At 60.6% G+C, this 11,641-nt stretch carries 8 protein-coding genes, 1 tRNA gene and 1 other RNA gene; 7 read left to right on the forward strand and 3 right to left on the reverse strand.

The window, feature by feature from the left end:
• Positions 1-236 precede the first annotated feature (236 nt).
• Entirely contained in the window at positions 237-1,289 is a 1,053-nt protein-coding gene (locus AAAX36_RS06630; protein ID WP_215693533.1) for a branched-chain amino acid aminotransferase, read from the forward strand.
• A 564-nt stretch (positions 1,290-1,853) separates the two neighbouring features.
• Here the strand turns inward: AAAX36_RS06630 and AAAX36_RS06635 are convergent.
• Complete coding sequence (locus AAAX36_RS06635) at positions 1,854-2,405, reverse strand: LemA family protein (RefSeq protein WP_171021549.1); 552 nt, start codon at positions 2,403-2,405, stop codon at positions 1,854-1,856.
• Between the two features lie 211 nt (positions 2,406-2,616).
• On the opposite strand from AAAX36_RS06635, the gene AAAX36_RS06640 reads away from it, so the two are divergent.
• The gene (locus AAAX36_RS06640) at positions 2,617-3,201 is read left to right on the forward strand and encodes a TetR/AcrR family transcriptional regulator (protein WP_349074770.1); all 585 of its coding nucleotides are present in this window, start codon (positions 2,617-2,619) and stop codon (positions 3,199-3,201) included.
• A 3-nt stretch (positions 3,202-3,204) separates the two neighbouring features.
• On the opposite strand, the gene AAAX36_RS06645 is transcribed toward AAAX36_RS06640, so the two are convergent.
• A tRNA-Ser gene (locus AAAX36_RS06645) sits at positions 3,205-3,294 on the reverse strand.
• 51 nt (positions 3,295-3,345) lie between these two features.
• Here AAAX36_RS06645 and tadA point away from each other — a divergent pair.
• Together tadA and ffs are read left to right on the forward strand one after the other, a co-directional pair.
• On the forward strand, positions 3,346-5,127 hold the full coding sequence (tadA, locus tag AAAX36_RS06650; RefSeq protein WP_349074771.1) for a tRNA adenosine(34) deaminase TadA: 1,782 nt from the start codon (positions 3,346-3,348) through the stop codon (positions 5,125-5,127).
• Between the two features lie 455 nt (positions 5,128-5,582).
• An RNA gene (gene ffs, locus AAAX36_RS06655) (signal recognition particle sRNA small type) lies at positions 5,583-5,678 on the forward strand.
• A gap of 348 nt (positions 5,679-6,026) precedes the next feature.
• Here the strand turns inward: ffs and AAAX36_RS06660 are convergent.
• A complete protein-coding gene (locus tag AAAX36_RS06660) occupies positions 6,027-7,016 on the reverse strand; it encodes an LPXTG cell wall anchor domain-containing protein (protein WP_195919901.1) in 990 nt (329 codons plus the stop codon).
• Positions 7,017-7,227: 211 nt separating this feature from the next.
• Here AAAX36_RS06660 and AAAX36_RS06665 point away from each other — a divergent pair, with 211 nt between their 5' ends.
• The 3 genes from AAAX36_RS06665 (at position 7,228) to bilS (ending at position 11,616) form a co-directional block, all read left to right on the forward strand.
• Positions 7,228-9,093, forward strand: a complete 1,866-nt coding sequence (locus AAAX36_RS06665) for an ABC transporter ATP-binding protein (RefSeq protein ID WP_349074773.1) — start codon at positions 7,228-7,230, stop codon at positions 9,091-9,093.
• Positions 9,094-10,953: an ABC transporter ATP-binding protein gene (locus AAAX36_RS06670; protein ID WP_349074775.1), complete on the forward strand. Its 1,860-nt coding sequence runs from the start codon at positions 9,094-9,096 to the stop codon at positions 10,951-10,953. It begins immediately after the preceding gene.
• A gap of 111 nt (positions 10,954-11,064) precedes the next feature.
• Positions 11,065-11,616: a flavodoxin family protein BilS gene (gene bilS / locus AAAX36_RS06675; protein ID WP_215674484.1), complete on the forward strand. Its 552-nt coding sequence runs from the start codon at positions 11,065-11,067 to the stop codon at positions 11,614-11,616.
• Positions 11,617-11,641: the final 25 nt, after the last annotated feature.

The following is an 11,641-nucleotide window of genomic DNA, read 5'->3' on the forward strand; positions in this document are numbered from 1 at the left end:
CGGGCCTTTTTGCTTCGGTCAAATGAAAATACTTTAGTTAGTTAAAGAAAAACGTTTTATCAGACGCGTACGGGGAGTACAATCTCGTGCATGCGAATCGACGTGCCATCGACTTTGATGCTGTTCGCGTGTCCCGTCCGGCTCTACGCTCTGGGCGTGCGACGTTGCGACGCGGCCGGCCTCGGTCCTTGCGTACGGGTTCACGAGTATGCAACTGTGTATGTAAGGAGCGACATATGACTGTCGAGAAGAAGGGTATCGATTGGGGTAGCCTCGGCTTTGGCTACATGAAGACCGATTACAGCTACGAGGCCCATTGGAAGGATGGCGAGTGGGACGAGGGCGGCCTGACCACCGACCACACCCTGCATGTCTCCGAGTGCGGTGGCATCTTCCATTACTGCCAGGAGGTCTTTGAGGGCCTGAAGGCCTACACCGCCGAGGACGGCAGCATCGTCTGCTTCCGTCCCGATATGAACGCCGAGCGTATGTACAACTCTGCGCAGCGCCTCGAGATGCCCCCGTTCCCCAAGGACAAGTTCGTTGAGGCCGTCAAGCAGGTCGTTTCTGCCAACGCCGCCTGGGTTCCGCCCTTCGGTTCCGGCGCGACCCTGTACGTGCGTCCGTTTATGATCGGCTCCGGTGACGTGATCGGCGTGGCTCCCGCTCCTGAGTACACGTTCCGTATTCTCGTGACCCCGGTCGGTCCGTACTTTAAGGGTGGCCTCAAGCCCGTCAAGCTGCGCGTTTCCGAGTATGACCGTGCCGCACCGCACGGTACCGGCAACATCAAGGCCGGCCTGAACTACGCCATGTCCCTTAAGCCCACGATGGAGGCCCATCGCGAGGGTTATGCCGAGAACCTGTATCTCGACTCCGAGTCCCGCACCTATGTCGAGGAGACCGGTGGCGCCAACGTCCTGTTCGTGAAAGAGGATGGCACGCTCGTCGTTCCGCAGTCGCACACCGACTCCATCCTGCCCTCCATCACCCGTCGTTCGCTCGTTCAGGTCGCTCAGGACCTGGGCATGACCGTTGACCAGCGCCCCGTCGAGTGGGCCGAGGTCAAGGCCGGCACCTTTGTGGAGTGCGGCCTGTGCGGCACCGCTGCCGTCATCTCTCCGGTTGGCGAAATCGACAACAAGGTTTACGGCGCCGACGAGACCGTGACCTTCCCGGCTGGATATACCGAGATCGGCCCTGTGATGAAGAAGCTCCGCGAGACCCTGACTGGCATCCAGTCCGGTGCTGTCGAGGACAAGCACAACTGGGTTTACACCGTCGCGTAATTTGTCTTACGGATATGTCCGGCCCGAGGGCGACCTTCCTTTCCGGCGCGTCCTCGGACATGAAAGAGCCTCCGCTGCGCACTTCGTGCGGCGGAGGCTCTTTCGTCCTGCGGAGTGCGCCGGAAAGGAAGGTCGCCCTCGGGCCTGCGTCACCCTGGCGCTGTCGTACGGGCAATATAGATTTGAATTAAAGATGGTGCGCGGCCTTTTAGGCCGCGCTTGTGTTTTGCTTCGCGCCATGTGGGGGCGGTGGCGACGTGCATTTTTGCGAGTATTCTGCAATCGAAGGCCCCTGCATACCGACCTCGGGCAAAAAATCGGGATTTCTCGATGTTTTCTACGGATGATGGGCGGGGTTATGGGCTGACAGTGTTTGATTTGCAGGGATATTCGCGGTCTTTGGCATTTATCGTGGCGCCCGAAGCTCTTGGTTATGTTGAATACTCCTAAAAATGCACGGCGCTTAGAGGGGGACCTTCGCGAAAAAGGAAACCGCCCCGTCGAAGTATGCATTCGACGGGGCGGTTTATGCATTTGGCCGATTAAGGATGCGCTGCCAAACTACTAGAACTTGACGGTCGGGGCCTGGCGGGCTGCTTCGGCGGCCTCGAAGCCCTGGCGCTCCTTAAACTGGAAGATGCCGGCAAAGATGACAGCCGGGAACGTTTGAATGGCGTTGTTGTAGCTGAGCACGCAGTCGTTGTAGCTCTGGCGTGCATAGCTAATCTTGTTCTCGGTATCCTCGAGCGATGCCTGCAGCTGCGTAAAGTTGGTGTTTGCCTTAAGATCGGGATAGGCCTCGGCTACGGCGAAGAGCTGGCGCAGCGCACCGGTCAGCACGTTGTCGGCTTCCATCTTGGCTTCGGGCGTGGTGGCCTTGACGGCGGTGTTACGCGCGCTGATCACGGCGGAGAGCGTCTCCTGCTCGTGCTTGGCGTAGCCCTTGACGGTCTCGACCAGGTTGGGGATCAGGTCGTTGCGGCGCTGCAACTGCGTATCGATGTTCTGCCAGGCGTTATCGATGCGGTTACGCTTGGTGACCATGTTGTTGTAGATGCCGGCGATGGCGCAGGCAATCACAATGACAACAACGATGCCGATGATGACGGGAAGCATGATGTCTCCGTTTCGAATGGCCGCGGCGGCATGCGCCAGCTGCCGTTGGTATAACGCTACTAGTATACCCGCAACGTTTTGCCGTGCCGAACTTTCCGGTAAGCGTTGTGTTTTCGTCGGGGTCGGCACCGGGGCAAAGCGCGCGAGGTACAGGTGTAAGATATGCGACAGATTGACGAGTGTTGTCTTTGCCCTGAGGATGGCGATACCAGTGGACCTTCGCATCAAGAAAACCTACTGCGCCCTGTTCGATGCCTTTACCGAGCTTCTCGAGGAGCATCGTTTTGAGGACCTGACGGTTGCCATGCTGTGCGACCGCGCCATGATTCGCCGCACGACGTTCTACAAGCACTTTCGCGACAAGAACGATTACTTTGCCTTTTATATCGATGAGCTCATGTCGGGCTTGCCGCAAAAACAGCCCGATGAGGCCGGCGCGGTATCTGCCGAGGACGTGCGCGCGCTTCGGCACGCGATTTTGGACGATGCCATGGATTTGATTCTGGCGCACGAGCGGCTCATGGATAACATTTTGGCAAGCAGCATGTCGGGCATGTTGACCAACGTTATTTGCGACCGCATTGCCCGCTCCATCCGCGAGCGTGTGATGAACGTGCTTGCCGAGGATGCCCTGGCCCCCGTGTCACTCGAGACGACGTCTGAGTTTGTCGCCGGCGGTATTATTCGACTTTTCACGATATGGTGGGAATCGGGCCACGATCTTGAGCGTCGACCTGAGATAGCCGACGTGGTCGATGCACTGTTTGAGCGGACCATGACACCGGTGCATCACTAGGAGTGGCGGAGAGAGGGGGATTCGAACCCCCGGAACACTCTCGCGCTCAACGGTTTTCAAGACCGCCGCATTCAACCGCTCTGCCATCTCTCCGTGAGTCGTAATGATAGCATCGTTTTGAATTTGCAACAGGGAAGGCGAACGATGACGATCACCGAAATCGACGAGAAGTTCATGCGCGAGGCGCTGGCCGAGGCGCGAGCCGCCGCGGCGGTGGGCGAGGTGCCCATCGGAGCCGTAGTGGTGCGCGACGGCGAGGTTGTCGCGCGGGCGCATAATCGTCGCGAGCTCGATCAGGATCCTTCGGCTCATGCAGAGTTCGCGGCCCTGTGCGCTGCCGCCCAGGCGCTTGGCCGCTGGCGCCTTTCCGATTGCACGGTCTATGTAACGCTCGAGCCTTGCTGCATGTGTGCGGGGCTTATGGTCAACGCGCGCGTTGGACGCTGTGCGTATGGCGCGGCCGATGCCAAGGCGGGCGCGCTGGGATCCCTATACGATTTGAATGCCGACTCGCGCCTGAATCATCGGTTTAACGTGACGGCCGGGGTCCTGGCGGATGAATGCCGTGAGCTGCTGAGTAGCTATTTTGGCGGTCTGCGCGGAGCGGGCGGCGCTGATTGCGGTTGTGGGGCTGATCTTGAAGCACACGCCGCTCACGCCGCAGCGCTTGCAGGTGTCGGTGAGGATGCTGGCACGGTGGTTGACTTTGGTCCTGCGTGCCGCCGGCCCCGCCGTGTGCTGCTGGCGATCGACTCCTTTAAGGGCAGCGTTTCGAGTGCGCAGGCGGAGGCGGCGGTTGCCGAAGGCGTGCGCCGCGTTTGGCCCGATGCCGAGGTGTGCACATTACCGCTGGCGGATGGCGGTGAGGGGACGCTCGATGCCGTTGCCGCGTGCGGCGGTGAGCTCTCAACCTGCGATGTCGCAGGCCCCTTGGGCGACCGCGCGTCTGCCCGGATGCTGGTGGACGGCGAGCGCGAGTCCGCGGTCATCGAGATGGCCGAGGCGGCGGGTATTGGGTACTCGCCCTGTACAGAATTGGCGGCGCTTGCGGCTTCGACCTATGGCGTGGGCGAGCTCATGCTTCGCGCGGTTCGCACGGGCGCAAAGACTATCTATATTGGTTTGGGCGGCAGTGCCACCAACGATGGTGGCGCCGGCATGCTGCAGGCGCTGGGCGCGCGTGTGGTCGATGATCAGGGATGCGATGTCGCCACCGGTCTTGCCGGCCTTGAGCAGGTGGCGAGCGTTGATCTGGCGCCCGCGCTGCAGGCTTTGGATGATGCTCGTATCGTTGTGCTTTCCGATGTCGAGAATCCGCTCGTGGGGCGTCGAGGCGCACTGGCGGTGTTCGGCGGGCAGAAGGGCCTGCCGGCGGATGATGTCGAGGTGCTGCGCAGATACGACGGCTGGATGGTCGGCTACGGTCGCTTGCTCGATGCGGCGATTGCCAGAGCTCGAGCCCAGGGGTTGTTGCGCACACCCGAGGGTGCTCGGACATTTGGCTCGGTGCTCGGAGTGCCCGGTGCCGGTGCCGCAGGCGGCCTGGGTGCCGCGCTGCTGGCGCTCGGGGCGGAGCTGCGTTCGGGCGTGGAGACGGTGCTCGATCTCGTGGGGTTTGACGAGCGCGTGCGCGATGTCGACCTGGTCATAACGGGCGAGGGCAATATGGATGAGCAGTCCGCCGCCGGTAAGGCGCCGGTGGGTGTGGCCCGTCGTGCGAAGCGATATGGCAAGCCGGTGATTGCTGTCGTGGGCGGTCGCGCTGATAACCTGGATGCGGTGTATGGGCAAGGCATCGACCTTGTACTGCCGATTTGCCGCAAACCCATGGGCCTGGAACAGGCACTCGATCCGCAAGAAGCCACAACCAACCTCATCTGCGCCGGCGAAGCGGCCGCTCGATCCTACGACCTTGGCCGTATCTAAAACCCATCCCCTCGATAAGTCGCGGTGAAATACGGAGCGTTTTTGCCTTTAAGGGGCCAATTCAGTCCGTATTCCACCGCAACTTCGAGAATGGCCATTCGAGGTTGGCTGCCTTGGGTCTTTGGTCGGACCGTTTGCCACGAAATGCGGCCATCTACTACGTTAAACCGGCCACCCTCGACCATCCCGGAATTTGCAAAAACAAAACCGCAGGTAGAAAGCTTGCCGATTTTCGAAAAAGCCGGCTATGGTTGACCCTTGCGGCCTAAACGTAGTAGATAGGTCCTTTCTGTGGTGCGGCACCAAGCCGGTCATTTTGGGATGGGACTATTTTGACTACTCATTGGCTGCTCTGGCAATCGGGCTGCAAAAGTAGTCAAAAAAGCTCCGTCCCAAATTAGCTACCTTGCTCTGGCGGGCGGGAGCAGGTAAGATATACCGAGCGCCTAGCGCGTTCGATGGGTTCGGATGACGACATGGTCCGAATCTGGTCAGGTCCGGAAGGAAGCAGCCATAAGGAGCCTCTGTCGGGCATCCGAATCCATCGAGCGCACGGGCGCTTTTTGGTGCCGCGACACGGCCCGGCCGGCGGCGAGGTATTTGGTGTCTCGCTGGTCCTCGGCTTCGCCTGCGGGATCGCTCGACTACTAAACACCTCGCCGCCGGCCGGCCCCCGTCGTCCAAAAATCACCCGTAAGGGCGCGTTTATCTAATTCATCTATCCCTTGCGGAATGCGGCTTGCTGGCGTTGTCTGGGCATTGATGGCTACGTGGTTCAAGAGGCGGCGGTGCTGTTGCTTGAATTTTTGCAGTTAAAGAGGCCCGTTTCCTTAGGTGGGGAAACGGGCCTCTTTTTGTCTCTGGGCTTGTGAATTGGCGAAGGCAGAATGCTCTGTCGGCTATTTTGAGTTCTTGATGCGGCGTGTGGCTGTGGCGGTTATTCCGAGTCCCATGGCGGCGATTCCTGCGAGTGCTATTGCGCTCGGCGCTGCATCGCCCGTGTTCGCGAGCTTGCCGGCGGTCGTATCTGCTTGCTTGCCGCTGCTCGAGTTCGCCTGCTTGGTGGAGCTTGGTAGGGTGTCTTTGCCGGTCGAGGGTGAGCTGGCGGGCTGTGTCGTCTCGGCCGGTTGCGTCGAGCCGGAGGGAGGCGTTGTCTCGGTCGGTTGCGTTACCTCGGGCGAGGTGGCCTTGTCTGCCGCGGCTTTTGCCTCTTCGTATGCCTTGCAGGCGTCGTCATAGGCCGCTTGCGCCTTATTCAAATCGCTGAGGAGCGCATTTCGCTTGGCTGTGCATGCGTCGATGTTGGCCTTTGCTTTCTCCGCTCCATCTTCGAAAATCTTAACCTGCTCTTCCTGACTTTCGAGCGTACGTCGGTGGTGGTCAAGCTTATATCCACAAGATTCTCTTTCCGAATCCGCCATTTTGACCTCCATACGCAACTGCAAAACAGTTTCGTAATCCCTGTCGGCGAGCGCCTTTTCTACTTTTGCTTTAAGCTCGCTTACCCGGTTGCTGGCCTTGTCGTAATCGGCTTGGGCTGCAGCGACGTTCGCTCGCATGGCGGGAAGGGGTTCACTAGATTTGGCGGCTTCCGCCATCATCTTGTCGTAGAGCTCTTGAGAAGCGGCAATGTCATCATCGATTTCCGCAAGTTTCTCGGGACTTGCGGCGTCTTTTGCGGCCTCGAGGTTTTTGAGCGCTTCCTGCATGGCTGCATACGCTTTTTCTTTTGCGGCGGCCGCATCTTCCGTCTGCAAGGCAACTGCAGCGGTGGGGGAGCTGGTTTCTGCCGCTATCGCCGTTGCGGGGGCGATTCCCGCGACAAGTGCCGCGGAAAGGGCGATGCCCGCAGTTGCTCGTCTTGCTCTTCTTGCGAGAATGTCGTTCATCTCGGCACCTCATTTCAAGGGTCGGCGACTAACTTGGTAGCACTAATGCAAGTATACCAAGTGGTCGACCCGACACTGGCTGGGTGCGCGCCTCTCCGCTTCTTTGGAAACCGAATCCCATTAGAAATGACGAGTTGTTTACGCTTCTTTTGGGCTCACCGTACTATCATGATTCGGATTGAGTGTGAATGATGATAGGGAGCGCCTATACATGATTGAGCTGCTCAGGCGTTTTGGTGGTAAGTTTCGCCGGTATATGGTGATCGGCCCTGCGTGTAAGCTGATCGAAGTGATCTTTGACCTGCTGACGCCGCTGGTGATTGCCCAGATGATCGATAAGGGTATTGGCGCACACGATGTCAACGCCGTCGTCCACTACGGTATGCTGCTTGGCGCCATGGCTGTGATCGGCATCTCGTTTACGCTCGTCTGCCAAAAGATGGCGGCGCTCACCTCGCAGGGCATGGGCACCGATATCCGCGGTGCGCTCTACCAGCACATCAACAAGTTGAGCTATGCCGAACTCGACCGCTTTGGCACGCCGTCGCTTATCACCCGCATCACCAACGACGTCAACCAGGTGCAGCTTGCCGTGGCGCTGGGCGTGCGCATGCTCATCCGCTGGCCCTTCTTGGCGGTGGGCTCTATGTGCGCGGCCCTCGCCATCGACCTTAAGCTCGGCATGATCTTTTTGATTTGCACGCCCGCCATTGGCCTGGTGTTTTGGTTTGTCATGGCGCGCTGCATTCCGTACTACAAGCAGCTGCAGGCAAAGCTCGACCGCATCGCGCTCATTTGCCGCGAGGGGCTTTCGGGCGCCCGCGTGGTTCGCGCCTTTGTACGCGAAGATCACGAGCGCGAGCGCTTTGCCCAAGCCGCCGATGACCAGGCCAATACCGCCATCGCGGTGGGCAAGCTCTCGTCAATCCTTAATCCCGTCACGTTTTTGGTGATGAACCTGGGCGTGTGCGCCATCCTGTGGGTGGGCGGCATCCAGGTCAACGTGGGCGAGCTTACGCAGGGCCAGGTCATGGCGTTTGTGAACTACATGACGCAGACCCTGACCTCCATCGTATACGTCGCCAACCTGGTCGTGGTCTTTACCAAGGCGAGCGCGAGTGCTTCGCGTATCAACGAGGTGCTCAACTGCGAGCCGAGCATCACCGACGAGGGCGATCAGTCGGTTGCGCTGCCCAAGCCGAGCGAACTGGCGGGTGGCGCTGTTCCGGTCCCCGCGCTGAGCTTGAGCCATGCGAGCTTCTCCTTTGGCGCGGGCGCGGCAAATGCCGTCAACGATGTGACCCTGGAGCTCCCGCTGGGCAAGACGCTTGGCATTATCGGCGGTACGGGTAGCGGCAAGTCCACGCTCGTCTCGCTTATCCCGCGCCTGTACGATGCGAGCACCGGCAGCGTGAGTGTGATGGGCGCCGACGTGCGCACCTGGCCGCTCGACCAGCTGCGCCGTGTGGTCGCGACCGTTCCACAGCGTGCGTCGCTGGTGAGCGGCACCATCCGCAGCAACCTGACCTGGCGCGACGAGGCTGCGACCGACGAGGATCTCTGGGCGGCGCTCGACATGGCGCAGGCGAGCGAGTTCGTGCGCAACAAGCCGCAGGGGCTCGATACCCCGGTCGAGGCGGGCGGTAAGAACTTTAGCGGTGGCCAACGCCAGCGCCTGACCATCGCGCGCGCCCTGGTGGGCTCGCCTCAGGTCCTGATCATGGACGACTCCGCCTCGGCACTTGACTTTAAGACTGATGCGGCGCTTCGCCATGCCATCCGCGAGCGCAGCGTGTGTGGCGCTGCTGAGGGCGGGCTGCCGCTGACTACGGTGATCGTAAGCCAGCGCGTTTCGACCGTGCGCGACGCCGATATGATCTGCGTACTTGACCACGGTTCGGTCGCGGGCCTGGGCGCGCATGATGAGCTCTACACGACCTGCCAGCTCTACCGCGAGATTTGCCAGTCGCAGCTTCGCCGCGAGGAGCTCGAGGGTCAGCAGGGGAGTACGGCGCCCGCGCCCGCCCCAGGCGCCCCGACCGTCCCCACATCCGTCTGCGCAAAGGAGGGCTGCTAAATGAATCCGTACACTTCCTCCGGTTCGGTCGCCACGATGACGGCCAACGTGTCCGGCAACGATAACCTCAACGACCTGGGTGACGGTCCGCGCCAGCTCGGCGATCCCGAGCGCTATCCCGTGGGTGCGGTGACCCGCCGCCTGCTGGGCTATGTTCGCCCGCACCGCGTCTCGTTTGTGGCATCGTTTTTGAGTGCCGCTGTCTCGGTGATTCTGCAGCTCTACACGCCCATTCTCATTGGTGAGGGCATCGACCTGATCGTTGCTGCGGGCCAGGTGGACTTCGATGCGCTGCTGCCGCTCGTTACCAAACTCGCACTCGTCGTGGTGGGAGCGGCGTCCTTCCAGTGGCTGCAGGGCTACTGCGTCAACCGCCTGTCCTACGAGACGGTGCGTGACATGCGCGTGGAGGCGAGCGATAAGCTCAGCCGTATGCCGCTCAGCTTTATCGACAGCCATGCCCACGGCGACCTTATGAGCCGCGTGGTCAACGACGTCGATCAGGTGGGCGACGGTCTGCTGCAGGGCTTTACCCAGCTCTTTACCGGTGTTATCACCATCGTTGGCACGCTCGCGTTTATGCTCTCCATCAACCTGACCATGACGCTCGTAGTGGTGCTCGTCACGCCGCTCTCCATCTTTGCGGCCAGCGCCATCGCCAAACTCTCCAACAAGAGCTTTACGGCGCAGCAGCGTATTCAGGGTCAGCTTGGCGGCCATATCGAGGAGTACGTGGGCGAGCAGAAGCTTGTCGACGCCTTTGCCTATAGCTCGAACGCTCAGCAACGCTTCGATGCCCTCAATGCCGAGCTCTACACCGCGGGCGAGCGCGCGCAGTTTATGGGTTCGCTCTCCAACCCCGGCACGCGCTTTATCAACAACATCATCTATGCCGTGGTCGCCGTGATCGGCTGCGTGGGCGTGATCACGGGCGTGCCTGCGGCGCTTACGGTGGGCGGCGTTCAAATCTTTCTGTCTTATGCCAACCAATACACCAAGCCGTTCAACGAGGTCACCAACGTCATTACGCAGATCCAGACCGCGTACGCCTCGGCGCGCCGCATGTTTGCGCTGCTCGATGCGCGCGAGCAGGAGCCCGACGCGGAGGATGCCGTGGAACTTGCCGTCCCGCAGGGCGAGGTGACCTTTGAGCATGTGGACTTTAGCTACGTGCCCGACCGCAAACTGCTGCAGGATATCTGCATCGAGGCTAAGCCCGGCATGCGCTTTGCCCTGGTCGGCCCCACGGGCTGCGGCAAGACGACGCTCATCAATTTGCTACTGCGTTTTTACGATATCGATGCCGGTCGCATTGCGGTCGATGGCCGTTCCTCGCGTGACTACACGCGCGCAAGCCTGCGCCGCGCCTTTGGCATGGTGCTGCAGGATACGTGGCTGTTCGAGGGCACGGTGGCGGAAAATATCGCCTATGGTTGTCCCGATGCCACGCGCGAACAGGTTGTCGAGGCGGCCAAGCGCGCGCACGCGCACAAGTTTATCGTGCAGCTGCCAGGCGGCTACGATACGGTGATCGGCGAGGACGGCGGCACGTTTAGCCAGGGTCAAAAGCAGCTGCTGTGCATCGCGCGCGTCATGCTCACCGACCCGGCGATTCTGCTGCTGGACGAGGCGACGTCGAGCATCGATACTCGCACCGAGCTGCAGGTGCAGGCGGCATTCGACGAGCTCATGGCCGGCCGTACGAGCTTTGTGGTGGCGCATCGCCTGAGCACGATTCGCAACGCCGACTGCATCCTGGTGATGCGCGACGGCCAGATTATCGAGCGCGGTACACACGACAAGCTGCTAGCGACAGGCGGCTTCTACGCCGAACTCTACCGCAGCCAGTTTGCCCAGTAGGGGCCACCGATTGGCGGCAGATGGTTTACATCTGCGTCGTTAGTACTAAGATATTCATCTAATAAATTGCATTAGTGGCTTTAGTTTTGGGGGAAACGAGGCAACGTGACTATGACGTGCTCTTTGGTGGTTAACAGCAAGAGCGGTAATACTAGGATGGTTTCGGGCGCGATCAAGCGCGCTCTGCAGGCTGCGGGTGTTGAGTTTGTCCATGCCGCGGCGTTGAGCGACGATGCGGATGCAGATCAGGTTGCGCTCGAGGCGCAGGGCGCCTGCACGGCCGACACGGTGCTCGTCGGTTTTTGGTGCGACAAGGGCGCGTGCACGCCTTCGGTCGCGGCGTTGCTCTCCGCCTTGCACGGCAAGCGCGTCTTCCTGTTTGGCACCTGCGGTTTTGGCGCCGACCAGAGCTATTACCAGCAGATTATTGATCGCGTGACTTCCAATTTGGCTGGGGATGCCGAGCTTGCGGGCTGGGCGATGTGCCAGGGCAAGATGGGCCCCGCGGTCAAGCAGCGCTACGAGGCCATGCTCGAGCAAGATCCCGACAACGCTCGCTATAAGATGCTGCTCGACAACTGGGTTGCCGCGAAGGACCATCCCACCAAGGAAGACCTGGACAACATGGCCGCAGCCGCCAAGAAGGCCGTTTTGGGCGAGTAGACCGTCGCTCGCGGTGCCGCGCGTT

The organism is Collinsella sp. CLA-ER-H10 (genome assembly GCF_040092475.1).
Classification (GTDB): domain Bacteria; phylum Actinomycetota; class Coriobacteriia; order Coriobacteriales; family Coriobacteriaceae; genus Collinsella.